Genomic DNA, 12,344 nt, shown 5'->3' with positions numbered 1-12,344 from the left:
TTGAGTGGGGTGTCTAGAGGGAGGGAGGGGACGGGCCGGTCAGCGCTCGACGAGACGTACGCGAACCGAACTGGGCGACAGCGCTTCCTCGACCCAGACCTCGGCGCCCCGCTGAACGGGATCGTCCGACTTGGCGGCGAACTTCACCGGCTGGCCGGCCACCCTGAGCAGCACCTCGCCGTAGCCGTCCGCCGGGATGGCCGTGACCACGGATCCAGCGGTGCCGATGAGGTCGTCGCCACGCGGGGCGGCCGCGCTCCGATCGTTCATGAGGGCGCGGCTCAGCTTCCAGGTCAGCCATCCGGCGCCGATGCCGGTGAGCGCTCCGGCCGCCGTGGCCGGGCCCGCCCCCAGACCGGTGCTGCCGAGAACGATCGCGCCCGTGAAGCCGAGCATCGAGACGAACCCGGCGATGACCGGCAGCGACAGCCAGCCATCGAAGAGCCCGTCCAAGGCCCCGTCGAAGAAACCTTCCAGCACTCCGTCCAGGACGAGCGAGGCAGCGAGCAGCACGATCCCCGCTATGCCGAGACCGAGAAACAAGCCCATGCGCCCACCTCCCTACCGCGGGAGCTCCCCGAGGTAACCGAATGATCCCACCTGCACCCGCCCGCGTTCACTGCCATCCACCGGCAGTCTTTACGCCTCCTTGATGCCGACCTCGTGCGCCGTGGGCGCTTGTTGCGGTGAGGTCGGGCTCAGCCCTCACCGTCAGATCGACATGGCCGACGCGGTGCTCTTCATGCTCGCGGTCATCAACATCATTGGCCTGCACCTCCTCACCCTGGTCGTCAAGCGCGAGCTCGCCTCCTTCCTGGAGTTCGTCCGCGCCCGCGACGCCGGTGAGATCACCGAGGACGACGGGTCCGACGAGGACCGGGAGTCGGTGAAGACCACCGTCTGACCGCCCCCGCGGCCCGGCTCCTGAGCGGGCCCGGACACACCTCGCGCCTTGGTGTGGACGGGCCCGCTCGTCATGCCCGCACACGGCATTTCAGCACGTGAAACGGGGTCTGGCGGTATACGGAGGACGCCGTTAGTGTGTGAACAACGCGTCAACGCCCGCCACATGGGCTCGAGTGGACGCGCGGTGTGCCGGGAAGTCTGGTCGGCGTCCCAGGGGCTCGTATGCCCTCAAGCCGATCTCCCGGAGGTTCACCGATGGCTGCTGCCCCGCGCGAGCGTTCGCCCTTCCTCGGCCTGCTGCCTTTGCCGGAACGCAACGCTGTCGTGCAGGCCCTGAGGACGGAGACGGTTGGCGGGCTCGTCCTCCTCGCCGCAGCCGTGGTGGCCCTGATATGGGTCAACTCCCCGTGGGGAGACACCTACGAGCGAATACGCGACTTCCACTTCGGGATACCCGCGCTCGGCTTGGACCTCTCCGTCGGCCACTGGGCCTCCGACGGACTGCTCACCATCTTCTTCCTCGTCGCCGGCATCGAGCTCAAGCGCGAACTGGTAGTCGGCGAACTGCGCACCCCAGCCACCGCAGCCCTGCCCGTTGTCGCCGCCGTCTGCGGCATGGTCGTCCCCGCCGCCTTCTACGCCACCACCGCAGCGGCGGGCGGCGGCAGCCTGAATGGATGGGCGGTGCCCATGGCGACCGACATCGCCTTCGCCCTGGCCGTCCTCGCGGTCCTCGGCAGCCACCTGCCCGCCGCGCTGCGCGCCTTCCTGCTCACCCTCGCCGTCGTCGACGACCTGGGCGGCATCCTCGTCATCGCCGTGTTCTTCACAAGCGACCTGGACTTCGCGGCCCTCGGGGGCGCGTTGGCGGGCCTGATCGTCTTCTACATACTGCAGCGTCTGCGCGTGCGCGGCTGGTGGTGGTACGTCCCGCTCGGCCTCGCGATCTGGGTGCTGATGTACAACGGGGGCGTCCACGCCACCGTCGCGGGCGTCGCCATGGGCCTGATCCTGCGCACCACCCGCGATAAGGACGAGACCGCCTCCCCGGCCGAGCGCACCTCGCACCTCCTCCACCCTGTGTCCGCGGGTGCCGCTGTGCCGCTGTTCGCGCTCTTCGCCTCCGGAGTCAGCGTCACGGCCGCGTCTCTGGGGCACGTCTTCACCGACCCGGAGCCACTCGGGGTGGTCCTGGGCCTGGTCGCCGGCAAGACCCTCGGCATCTACGCCGGCACCTACCTCGCCGCCCGCTTCACCCGCGCCCGCCTCAACCCCGACCTCGCCTGGGCCGACGTCTTCGCCCTCGCCGTACTCGCGGGAATCGGCTTCACCGTCGCCCTGCTCATCGGCGAACTCGCCTTCCCCGACCCGGCTGCCGCTGAACACATCAAGGCCGCAGTCCTCGTCGGCTCGCTCATCGCCGCCTGCCTCGCCGCTCTCCAGATCAAGCGCCGCAACGGTATCTACCGGCGGCTGTACGAGGAGGAGACGCGCGACGACGACCACGACGGCATCCCCGACATCTACCAGCGGACCGCGGCCACCGAGCGCTGACGGGGATGCCATGGACCCCTCCGTGGTGACGGTCGCGGTTATCGCCGCCGCTCTGGTCGTCAGAACCACCGTTGCGGAGCTACGGGAACCAGGTAGCGCTCGGCGGGAATGGGCCTTCGTCACCAACTCCCACGCGATGGCGGCGGGTACGGTGGCAGCGCTCCTTCTCGGCATCGTGGGATGGCTGGCGATGGGCTACGCGGCGGTCGCGTGGTCGACGCTCGCCTGTGTACTCGTCGCCTCCATCGTGAACCGCCGCCCGCCTCAGGACTGAGCGCCGCCCGGAGGGAGCGGGTCATTAGCTGTCGGACTGGAGGAGCCGCCGGGACCGTCGCCGGAATCGAGCCCTGCCGCCTCCCCGGGTTCCGGTGAGGAACCGTGCTCCTGCCCGTGTGCATCGCCCTGCTGGTAGATGTCCGGGATACCGTCCTCGTTCTCGTCGACCGTCTCCGCCTCGTACAACCGCCGGTACTTGTTGTTCCGCAGCCTCAGCAACAGGCACGCCACGACGGCGGAGGTCAGCGACCCGAGGAGGACGCCGGCCTTGATGGGCTCCAGCTCCGCCGGGTCGGGATAGGCGAGTTCGCCGATCAGCAGGGAAACGGTGAATCCGATGCCGGCCAGCATGGCCACGGCCACGACGTCGGCCCAAGCGAGGTCCGCGCTGAGGCGGGCTCGGGTGAAGCGCACAGCCAGATAGGAGCCGCCGGCGATGCCCACGACCTTGCCGACGGTCAGGCCGAGTGCGACTCCCAGGGGTTCGGGGCGACCGACGACCTGGCCCAGGGTGTCGCCGGAGATGCTCACTCCGGCCGCGAAGAGAGCGAAGAGCGGGACCGCCACTCCCGCGGACACGGGACGTATCAGGTGGGCGATCCGTTCAGCCGGACGCCTGCCACTCTCGCCGTCCCTGGCCACGCGCAGGAGCAGCCCCATGGCGACTCCGGCCACGGTGGCGTGCACGCCGCTGGCGTGCGTCAGCCCCCAGATGACCAGCGCCAGGGGCAGGTACCAGTACCAGCCGTGCACGCGCCTCCGGTCGTGGAGGTGGAAGAACAGCCCGAGGCCGAGTACGGCGCCGATGAGTGCGGGCAGGTGGATCGTCGACGTGAAGAAAATGGCGACGACGACGATGGCCCCGAGGTCGTCGACCACCGCGAGGGTCAGCAGAAAGGCGCGCAGGGCGGAGGGCAGGTGCGTGCTGATCACCGCGAGCACGCCCAGCGCGAAGGCGATGTCCGTGGCCATGGGGACGGCCCAGCCGTTCCACGTACCGCCCACGGAGGTGGCGACGAGCCCGTAGACCAGTGCCGGTACGAGCATGCCGCTGGCGGCCGCGACGACGGGCAGAAGGGCGGTCTCCCGATGGCGCAGTTCTCCGATGACGAGCTCCCGCTTGAGTTCGGCACCGGCGACGAAGAAGAAGATGGTCAACAGCCCGTCCGCCGTCCAATGGGCCACGGAGAGGTCCAGGCCCAGTGCCTCGATGCCGAAGTGAAAGTCCCGTACCGACTCGTACGCACCGCTCAGCGGCGTGTTCGCCCACACCAGCGCGACGGCCGCCGCGGCGAGCAGGACCGTGCCACCGACGGTCTCCGTCCGCAGAGCGTCTGCCACGAAGGTGCGCTCCGGCAGAGGGAGCCGCCCGAGGAAGGTGCGGGTCTTACGGTCGTCCCGGGGCATGCGGCTGACCTCTCGGTGGCCGGGAAGCGGTCTTCCGACGCTCAGGCCGGCAGATGGCCGACAGCGGGGCGGCGCGCGTCGCGGACCCGGTCGGGACCCCAGACTTTTGGGAAGGCCGGCCAGGGCTCAGTCCGTTCGTGCCACCCGCTGCGATCCGGTCTCTCACCGCGGGGCGGCAGCCGGTGAAGCGGCGACCAGGATCAGAAAGCCGCCCACGGCGTGGAAGAGCCCGGCTCCGGCGGCGAAGACGCGGGCCTGGGCCTTGGTGGCCTCGTGGGACTCGTCCTCCGTGATCGCGACCCGTTCGCTGCGCCGCTCCATGTTGTTCCACCGGGTGTAGTAGTGCTCGTCGGTGCCGGTGTCCCGCGCCGCGCCCCCGGTCGCCAGGGCCAGCAGCAGCGCGGCGAGCACCACCGCGTAGGAGCACCTCAGACCGGTCGACAGGCTCCATGCGAACCGGCCCAGCAGGCCGATGTTCGCCTTGTCGAGCAGCGTCCTGCCGCCCTCGGATATCAGGACCCGCAACAGGGCGGCGCCGAAGAGAGGGAAGATCGAGACGAGCACGACACCCACAGCAGCGAAGGGGACCTTGCTGGGGCCGGGCAACCAGGTAGCCGCCGTGAGCAGCACCGCGAGTGCGCACAGTGCCCAGGCCAAGACGAAGTGGACACGGTGGGCACGCGGCAGCCCGGACAGCTCCACCCGGTTCATGCGTGATTCCTCCCCTGTGTGTGCCGTCACCCTCTGCTCTCGCGGCGGCCCACACAGCATCGTGTGGCTGGGCGGCAGGCGGAACATCCCGCTCTGGCAGCCTGCGGACGCGGATCCTGCGAGGCCCCGGCAACCGGACGGCATCCCGGCCCCCCGCACCGCTGCTGCCTCCGGTAGCCGGTCGGCCCCTGCCGGTCAGGCGTGCGAGGTGGTGGACGCCGGGCTCACCGGGGTCTCGACAGGAACTCGTGGAGTCGCCGGCGTCGGCCCATACGAGCGCGGAGATCCACCCCGACCCGTACGACGGATCAGCGGGGCGCGCCGTGGCGGTGGGGCTCGTGCGCCGCCGCCTCATCGGTGTGCCCGCCGCGGTGCTGCGCCGGCCTTGTACCGAGTGGGCCGGAGTGATGCCGTTCGGCGGGCCCTCGTTGTCGTCTGGTGGAGCCTGGCGGCTGAAGATCGCCGTGAGAATCATGCCGACCACCGCCACGATGGCGAAGGCGATGGCCAGCTTCCAGTGCCGGTCGTGCTGGGTCTTGTTGTCGCCACGCTCCTCGTCACCGTCGTCGGAGAGCTGGTGGTTGAGGGCGTCGATCAGCGAGGCGAGCTCGGGGTCGTCCCGGGCGAGATGCCTTTCCATTTCCGCGAGGATGTGCCGGTCGTCCATCGACGGGTTCATGTCGACCTCTCACGCATTCATGCCTGTACGGGGCGCGGTGCCTCCTGTCGGCCGTCGGGCGGCCGGAGCATGTCGACCAGGCGCAGAATCTCCATGGGCAGCGGGAAGATGAGCGTGGAGTTCCGCTCGGAGGAGACCTCCGCCATGGTGGAGAGGATCCGCAGGTGCATGGCGGCCGGGTGGCCTTCGATCCGTTCGGCGGCGTGCGCGAGGTTCTCCGCGGCCTCGAACTCGCCCTTGGCGTGAATGACTTTGGCGCGCCGGTCGCGTTCGGCCTCGGCCTGCCGGGCCATCGCGCGGCGCATGGCTTCGGGCAGCTCGACGTCCTTCACCTCGACCAGGGTGACCTTGACGCCCCACGGGTTGGTGACGTCGTCGATGATCTGCTGGAGCCGCTGGTTGATCTCGTCGCGGTTGATCAGGAGCTCGTCCAGGTCCACCTGCCCGAGGATGCTGCGCAGCGTGGTCTGGGCTATCTGCGAGGTGCCCTTGATGTGGTCCTCGATCGCCAGGACCGAGCGGTTGGGGTCGACGACGTTGAAGTACGTCACGGCGTTCACCCGCACCGTGACGTTGTCCTTGGTGATGACGTCCTGCGGCGGGATGTCCATCGTCACGGTCCGCAGCGAGACGCGCACCATACGGTCCACCACGGGAATGATGACGAACAGGCCCGGCCCCTTGGCGCCGATGATCCGTCCGAGGCGGAAGATCACCCCGCGCTCGTACTCCGGTACCACCTTCACGGCGGCCATCAGCAGCAGGAGCAGGACGGCTGCGCCAAGGATGATGCCGATCAGTCCTGAGTTCATGATCCATTCTCCTGTTCGGTGTCCCGGCCCTCCTCGGGGTCGGCGCGTTCGACGATCAGGTCGAGCCCTTCGCGGTCCACGACACGGACGCGCTGACCCGGGGTGATGGGGGACTCGCGGCCACGGACTGTCCACCAGGCGCCTTCGAGCAGCACCTGGCCGGTCCCCGTGCGGGCATCGACACGGCGCACAACGGCTTCGAGGTCCAGCAGCCCCTCGTGTCCGGTGGTGGCGGGGGCCCGGCGGGCATGCCACGCCAGCCGGCCGGCGAGCACTGCTCCGCCTCCCACCACCACGGCGGTGGGCCACAGCACGGCGGGATCCACACCCAGCTCTCCTCGGAAGAGCAGCACGCCGGCGAACACCAGCGACACGGTCCCCCCGGCGGCGAAGATCCCGACCCCTGGTGTGAGCACTTCCGCGACGAACAGCGCGGCGGCCAGCCCAAGGAGCAGCAGGCCCCCGACATTGAACGGCAGCACGCTAAGCGCGACGAACCCGAGGACCAGGAGGATCGCCCCCGTGACGCCCCCGAGGCCCATGCCGGGGCTGGCCAGCTCGTAGATCACGGCCAGCGTGCCGATCGACAGGAAGAGGAACGCCAGCTCGGGGCTGGCCAGCAGCTGCCGCAGCTCACCGAAGAACCCGAGGTCGTCCTCCACCACCTGGGCCCCGGCCGTGTGCAGGACGACCTCGTGCGCCGCATCCGCCGGACCCACGACGACCCGGCGGCCGTCCAGCTCGGCGAGGAGGGCGTCCCGGGACGGCGCCACCAGGTCGACCACGTCCGTCCGTACGGCCTCCTGGTCGGACACCGCCGTCCCCTCGCGCACCATGTCCTCGGCGAACCGCGTGCTGCGCCCTCGCTGCTCGGCGATCGACACCGCGAAGGCGACCGAGTCGTTGACGACCTTGTCGCTCGCCTCCTCGCCCTGGCCTGTCACCGGCGTGCCGGCCCCGATGTGGGTGCCGGGCGCCATGGCGGCGACGTGCGCGGCCATGGCGATGTAGGCGCCCGCGGACGCTGCTCGCGCTCCCGGCGGCGTGACGTGGACGACGACGGGGACGTCCGACGCGAGGAAGTCCTGGACGATCTCCCTGGTGGACTGCAGCAACCCGCCTGGCGTATCCACCTCGACCACATACGCCGCGTGCCGCTCCCGCTCGGCGGTACGCAGCCCTTCGGCGAGGTGATCGGCGACCACAGGGGTGATGGTGTCGTCGACCCGCGTGACGAGCACCGTCGGCGCCTGCGCCGCGCTGAAGGCCGGTGCGGCGAACAGGCAGGCCGTGACCAGCAGGAGGACCTGGGCCAGCCTCCGCATCGGGGCTGGGGAGCGGCTTCGAGGCACGGCGCGGTACCCCCTTAAGTCCGGGGCGCGGACCTCGTAGGGTGCGCGTTGTACCTCGCTGACTACCCGTGCCGGTCGGGGGGACGCCTGCCGAAGGCGCACAAGGACGGCCGTCTCGTACCGCCATATCTTGCCGACCTACGGCAAAATGGCCCTATGCCGACAGGCAAGCGACGCCTCGATCCACGTACGGCCGCAGCGCAGGATCGTCTGCCACCGACCGATGCGCTGGACCGCTACGTGGAGCAGCTCGCCGGGATCTCCCTGAGCAGACGACGACTGCGTGACGCGGACCTCGCGCCCCTCAAGGACCTGGCGGCGACTGCGGCGGCCGACAACGTGCCCCTGCGGACCCTCGTCGGCACCTACCTCACCTCGGCCTGCCGCATCTGGGCGGGGCTGCCTGGTGCGCAGCAGGCGCGGGACCTTGAAGCCCTGCAAGAGGTGGTGTCCGCACTCCTGTGGGCAGTCGGCGATACGACGGTGGCACTGACCGAGGGGTACGAGACCGCTCACCGAGCCGCCATCCGAGGGGAGGAGGCGACGCGGCGCGAGTTCGTCGACGACCTCCTGGAGGGTCGCACCGACCTCGGCCGGCTCGCCGAGCGAGCCGAGCGCTTCGGTCTCCGCCTGCTCGGCCCCCACGTCGTCGCGGTCGTGCGCGCCCGGGACGCCTTCGGAGCGGGCGATGCGGCCACCCGTTACGTCGAGGAGGCGCTGACCACCCGGTTCAGCGCCCGAGATGTGCTCACCACCACCAAGGACGACCTGCTGGTGTGCGTGTCACCGGGCGCGACGGCGGAGGTTCCGCCGTTCCTCGCCGCAGCCGTACGGAACGCGGTCGGCGAGCAGTACCGGATCGCCGTCAGCCGGCCCCGGCCCGGCCCCAGCGGCATCGTCCGCTCCTACCAGGAGGCCCGCAGCACCCTCCACCTCGCCGCCACACTCGGCCTGGGCCCCCAGGTGGTGGACGCCTCGGACGTCCTGGTCTACCAAGTGCTCGGCAGGGACCGCGCAGCCATCACCGACCTGGTCGACACGGTGCTGGGCGGGCTGGAAGACGCCCGCGGCGGCCCCCAGCCGCTTCTGGAGACACTGACCGCCTACTTCACCAGCGGTTGCCTGAACACCACCACGGCACGGCTGCTGGGGCTGAGCGTACGAGCCGTCAGCTACCGGCTCGGCCGGATCCGGCAGCTCACCGGCCACGACCCGACCGACCCCGAACAACGCTACGTGCTGCAGACCGCCGCACTCGGCGCCCGTCTCCTCGACTGGCCGTCACGCCCGCTCCAGCCTGCCGACTGACCCGGGCTCCTCCCGGCCGAAGACATCACCGGTGGAGAAGTTCTGCCGCGGTGAAGAGCACGGCGGCCAGCGGGAGCGCCCACCAGGCGAACGCCCCGCCCGTCACAGCCCGGCCAGCGTGGCCCTTGGGGCGCAGGTCGGAGCGTCTGGACAGCACCGTCAGCGTGTCCGCCGCCTGCGTGCCGACGCTGGAGCGGCGGAGCGGACGGCTCGCCCACAGGGGCAAGAAGAAGCCGGCCATGGGCGCCGTACCGGGTCCGAAGAACTCGAGGAATCCGTCGCGACGAAGCTCGACGCGACCGATCACCGACCACTGCAGGTACCGCACCGTCCAGAACCTGCGGATATGCACCCCGTCCAGGCCGGCGGTGATGCGCCACATGCCCAAGCGGCAGCACACCCACGCGGCGACCACCGAGGTCCATACAGCGAAGAACAACGGGCCGGGCTGCGGATCGGCCAGGAACCCACCGGCCGGACGATCGCCGAACGCCACGAACACGACACACCACCCCGCGGCTGCGATCCTGCCGATCCGTCCCGCGCGCCAGACGAGCGGCCCGGACGGTGCTTCCATGCCGACCGCCAGTTCCTCGATGCGCAGCCGCCGCTCCCGCCGCTTCCGCCGCTGTGCGCTGCGCCGGTCCACGGTCGTCACCGTCTATCGCCGAACAGGCCCAGGATCGCGGCGATGAGCAGAAGCACCGCTCCAGCGCCCAGCAGGGGCGAGCCCGGCCCCGGGAGTACGTACATCACGCTCCCGGCAACCAGGAGAACCACACCGGCCACGGCCAACCACCGACGGGCCGCGCGCCTCGGCCGCTCTGTCACGACGCACCGCCCTGTCTGCCGGACGTGACAGCCGACCAGGGCGTGGGAACGGCGGCCGAGGCCGCCCGCTCCGACTCCCGGCGGTTGAAGCCATCGCAGAGGGTCGCCCCCACGATGAGTCCTTGCGCCACGAAGATGGCCATGGGTACCAGGGCCATGCGCAGGAGGTTCGCGCTCTCGGCTGGCATTCCGGCCAGAGCCGTCAGGGGCGGAACCAGCAGGCCCAGGTACAGAACGAGTGCCGCGATCCCTTTCACCTTGAGCCCGCCGAGCGTGGACTGCCGCCGGATCCACCCCGGCCCACGCCCCGCCAGGAACGCCGCGGCGAGAGGCAGCATGATGGCCGACCAGAAGGCCATCCACAGCCAATAGAACATTCTTCACTCCTAAGGACACGCCGAACCAAGAGGCTGTGGGGGAACCACCGTCGCGCCTACCGTGGTGCGGCGATGGTGACACCGATTCCGCCCCCGGTCATTGCCTGTGCACGGCAGTCCTGTCCGCGGCTGGCTGCCGGACCGGTGCCTCGTCCCGGCTCTCCGGAATTCCGGCGAGGTCATCGACATGGAACAGCCGGGCGATGGGCACGTCGGTGCTGCTGTGGGCGATGATCGAGAAGGCGATGCAGACGGCGATGAGGGTGTACGCCTGCTCGCCCTGGGGAATCCCGGCTTGCAGCACCAGCAGCCCGTAGACGACCGACGCGAACCCCTTGGGCCCGAACCAGGCGGCGACCAGCCTCTCGCGGCGATCGAAGCGCGTGCCGATGAGCGACAGGAGCAGCGACGCTGGGCGGATGAGCACGATCGCGAGGAACACAGCGACGTACCCGCCGAAAGACAGATCACCGAAGAGCTGCGGCGTCAGCAACGCGCCGAAAACCAGGAGGGCGGCGAACTTCGCCAGCTCCGCCAGCGCCTCACCGAGCGGCTCGAACGCCGTCTTGGCCTCCGGTGATACGGCGACGATCACCGCGCCCGCGGAGAACGCCGCCAGGTAGGGGTTGGCGTGGGTCAGGTGGCACAGGGCGTACAGGATGATCCCGGTGGCTAGCGGCAGCAGCGGCTGCAGCTTCGGCTCCGCACCCAGCAGGCGGAAGCGGACCAGCCCGTTGACCAGCAACGGCAGCAGGACCCCGAAGGCGAGCCCGAGCCCCAGCTCCAGCGCGATCTTCCCGAAGGACGCCTCGGCGTGCCCGCTGGTCGGGCCGGCGGCGGCGATGAGAATCAGCACGACCGGAAGTGCGAGCCCGTCATTGATACCGCTCTCCACGTTCAGCAGCTGCCGCAGCTTGGCGGGGACCTCCTTGCGGCTCACGATCGCCGAGGCGAACACCGGGTCTGTCGGTGCCAGGACCGCACCGACGAGGAAGGACGTCGTCCAGTCCAGGCCGACCAAGTAGTGGGTCACCAGGGCCATGCCGACGAAGGCGAGCGGCATGCCGAGGCCCAGAGCGCGGGCCGGGTTCTTCCAGTTGGCACGCAGCTTGGGGAACGAGACGTGCATGCCGTCCGTGAACAGCACCGCGAACAGCGCCAGGTCGGCGGTGACCGCCACGATCTCGCTGTCCGGCGTGATGTGGATCAGCCCGAGGAACCCGTCGCTGACGAGCGCGCCGCCGACGAGGAAAAGGAAGGATGTGGATAGCACAGTTCGGGCCGCGAGCCCGGAGAGCAGAACCGCGACGAGCAGAGCAGCACCGAAGACGGCAACGAGCACCATGAGCAGGATCTCCCGATCGGCAAAGACAACTGTCCCTTGTTCGCCGACCAGGCTTCCCGGCACACCAGCTGCGACCTTACACGTTCCCTACGCGCTGTTGACAGGTCCTTGACGGTGCGAGGCAGCAACCTCAGCCGCCACCGCCCGTTCCCAACTGGGCCCGTCGCTCGACATTCCCGACTGAGCGCCACGATGCATGCGCCAGGACGGTAACGACGCGGTTCGTGCTGCTCCCGCCATGGGTCGATCACAGCAGTCGTCTCCCGTTCGGATGGAGACGTGGAGTCCCGCACCAATCGAGCCGACGTCGATGCCGGGGCACCAGCGGAGGAAGGGGCAGGGACGGCGTGGGCACGGCGGACCAAGCCTTTGGCGTCGATCCTTAACCCATGAATCCCTCGGACGACCACCTCGCATAATCGATTTTTCTACCATGTGTCGGCAGCCCTCACGGGGATTGGGCGGACTTCACTCAGACGCAACACACGGAAAATGGGAAACCATTTTCGATCCACCCAATAACATGCTATAGACCGTGCCACTTTGCACGACCGATCCACAATCAGCCATCTTCACCCCACTCCCGACTAGAGCCGATATAAGTCATCTGACGGCTATCCGGTTGTTACGCAGGGCTTCCTTCCCGAACAGACGCTCCATCCGCTTGCCGACCGGCCGTTTTGCGATGCGTGAGGCTCGATCATTTCCAGCCGAAGATAAAGTTTCGATTGCCTGATGATTTCATCGCTCGCACGCTGAGCTATCCAATTCATCGGACGAAGTCAG

General features: G+C 69.4%; 11 protein-coding genes and 2 pseudogenes. 4 read left to right on the top strand and 9 right to left on the bottom strand.

Translation table 11 applies throughout. The features are described from left to right. Positions 1 to 39 precede the first annotated feature (39 nt). Positions 40 to 549, bottom strand: coding sequence for a hypothetical protein (locus ABZX67_RS02340; protein WP_355353138.1), 510 nt, complete (start codon positions 547 to 549; stop codon positions 40 to 42). A gap of 166 nt (positions 550 to 715) precedes the next feature. Here ABZX67_RS02340 and ABZX67_RS02335 point away from each other — a divergent pair. The 3 genes and pseudogenes from ABZX67_RS02335 to ABZX67_RS02325 form a co-directional block, all read left to right on the top strand. Beyond that, positions 716 to 904: pseudogene (locus ABZX67_RS02335) on the top strand (D-alanine glycine permease); the annotation flags it as partial. A gap of 257 nt (positions 905 to 1,161) precedes the next feature. Next, positions 1,162 to 2,460 carry a Na+/H+ antiporter NhaA gene (nhaA, locus tag ABZX67_RS02330; protein ID WP_355353135.1) on the top strand — a complete coding sequence of 433 codons (1,299 nt, stop codon included), beginning with the start codon at positions 1,162 to 1,164 and terminating at the stop codon, positions 2,458 to 2,460. 10 nt (positions 2,461 to 2,470) lie between these two features. Next, on the top strand, positions 2,471 to 2,734 hold the full coding sequence (locus ABZX67_RS02325) for a hypothetical protein (protein ID WP_355353132.1): 264 nt from the start codon (positions 2,471 to 2,473) through the stop codon (positions 2,732 to 2,734). Here ABZX67_RS02325 and nhaA (ABZX67_RS02320) read toward each other — a convergent pair. From nhaA (ABZX67_RS02320) to ABZX67_RS02300, 5 genes and pseudogenes are all read right to left on the bottom strand, one after another. Then, positions 2,725 to 4,143 carry a Na+/H+ antiporter NhaA gene (gene nhaA, locus ABZX67_RS02320; protein WP_355353129.1) on the bottom strand — a complete coding sequence of 473 codons (1,419 nt, stop codon included), beginning with the start codon at positions 4,141 to 4,143 and terminating at the stop codon, positions 2,725 to 2,727. The genes ABZX67_RS02325 and nhaA (ABZX67_RS02320) overlap by 10 nt on opposite strands. 162 nt (positions 4,144 to 4,305) lie before the next feature. After that, complete coding sequence (locus ABZX67_RS02315; RefSeq protein WP_355353126.1) at positions 4,306 to 4,854, bottom strand: hypothetical protein; 549 nt, start codon at positions 4,852 to 4,854, stop codon at positions 4,306 to 4,308. Between the two features lie 475 nt (positions 4,855 to 5,329). Beyond that, positions 5,330 to 5,521: pseudogene (locus ABZX67_RS02310) on the bottom strand (DUF3040 domain-containing protein); the annotation flags it as partial. A 29-nt stretch (positions 5,522 to 5,550) separates the two neighbouring features. Beyond that, positions 5,551 to 6,345, bottom strand: coding sequence for a slipin family protein (locus tag ABZX67_RS02305; protein WP_355353123.1), 795 nt, complete (start codon positions 6,343 to 6,345; stop codon positions 5,551 to 5,553). Next, complete coding sequence (locus tag ABZX67_RS02300; protein WP_355353120.1) at positions 6,342 to 7,670, bottom strand: nodulation protein NfeD; 1,329 nt, start codon at positions 7,668 to 7,670, stop codon at positions 6,342 to 6,344. Before ABZX67_RS02300 ends, ABZX67_RS02305 begins: the two co-directional genes overlap by 4 nt. Before the next feature lie 183 nt (positions 7,671 to 7,853). Between ABZX67_RS02300 and ABZX67_RS02295 the strand changes: the two genes are divergently transcribed. After that, the gene (locus ABZX67_RS02295) at positions 7,854 to 9,005 is read left to right on the top strand and encodes a helix-turn-helix domain-containing protein (RefSeq protein ID WP_355353117.1); all 1,152 of its coding nucleotides are present in this window, start codon (positions 7,854 to 7,856) and stop codon (positions 9,003 to 9,005) included. A gap of 25 nt (positions 9,006 to 9,030) precedes the next feature. On the opposite strand, the gene ABZX67_RS02290 is transcribed toward ABZX67_RS02295, so the two are convergent. From ABZX67_RS02290 to ABZX67_RS02280, 3 genes are all read right to left on the bottom strand, one after another. After that, on the bottom strand, positions 9,031 to 9,654 hold the full coding sequence (locus ABZX67_RS02290) for a hypothetical protein (RefSeq protein WP_355353114.1): 624 nt from the start codon (positions 9,652 to 9,654) through the stop codon (positions 9,031 to 9,033). 178 nt (positions 9,655 to 9,832) lie between these two features. Then, positions 9,833 to 10,213, bottom strand: coding sequence for a hypothetical protein (locus tag ABZX67_RS02285; RefSeq protein WP_355353111.1), 381 nt, complete (start codon positions 10,211 to 10,213; stop codon positions 9,833 to 9,835). Between the two features lie 97 nt (positions 10,214 to 10,310). Further along, the gene (locus ABZX67_RS02280; RefSeq protein ID WP_355353461.1) at positions 10,311 to 11,558 is read right to left on the bottom strand and encodes a cation:proton antiporter; all 1,248 of its coding nucleotides are present in this window, start codon (positions 11,556 to 11,558) and stop codon (positions 10,311 to 10,313) included. Positions 11,559 to 12,344: the final 786 nt, after the last annotated feature.

This window comes from Streptomyces sp. NPDC003036 (assembly GCF_040611175.1).
Lineage (GTDB): Bacteria > Actinomycetota > Actinomycetes > Streptomycetales > Streptomycetaceae > Streptomyces.
Note: the sequence above shows the minus strand (reverse complement) of the source record. Positions and strands in the feature narration are given on the sequence as shown.

What these genes read in the sequence shown, in the direction of transcription:
- ABZX67_RS02305 (WP_355353123.1), bottom strand. Translation starts at nt 6,345, where the DNA reads ATGAACTCAGGACTGATCGGCATCATCCTTGGCGCAGCCGTCCTGCTC.
- ABZX67_RS02300 (WP_355353120.1), bottom strand. Translation starts at nt 7,670, where the DNA reads ATGCGGAGGCTGGCCCAGGTCCTCCTGCTGGTCACGGCCTGCCTGTTC.
- nhaA (WP_355353129.1), bottom strand. Translation starts at nt 4,143, where the DNA reads ATGCCCCGGGACGACCGTAAGACCCGCACCTTCCTCGGGCGGCTCCCT.
- nhaA (WP_355353135.1), top strand. Translation starts at nt 1,162, where the DNA reads ATGGCTGCTGCCCCGCGCGAGCGTTCGCCCTTCCTCGGCCTGCTGCCT.
- ABZX67_RS02295 (WP_355353117.1), top strand. Translation starts at nt 7,854, where the DNA reads ATGCCGACAGGCAAGCGACGCCTCGATCCACGTACGGCCGCAGCGCAG.
- ABZX67_RS02325 (WP_355353132.1), top strand. Translation starts at nt 2,471, where the DNA reads ATGGACCCCTCCGTGGTGACGGTCGCGGTTATCGCCGCCGCTCTGGTC.
- ABZX67_RS02340 (WP_355353138.1), bottom strand. Translation starts at nt 549, where the DNA reads ATGGGCTTGTTTCTCGGTCTCGGCATAGCGGGGATCGTGCTGCTCGCT.
- ABZX67_RS02280 (WP_355353461.1), bottom strand. Translation starts at nt 11,558, where the DNA reads ATGGTGCTCGTTGCCGTCTTCGGTGCTGCTCTGCTCGTCGCGGTTCTG.
- ABZX67_RS02315 (WP_355353126.1), bottom strand. Translation starts at nt 4,854, where the DNA reads ATGAACCGGGTGGAGCTGTCCGGGCTGCCGCGTGCCCACCGTGTCCAC.
- ABZX67_RS02285 (WP_355353111.1), bottom strand. Translation starts at nt 10,213, where the DNA reads ATGTTCTATTGGCTGTGGATGGCCTTCTGGTCGGCCATCATGCTGCCT.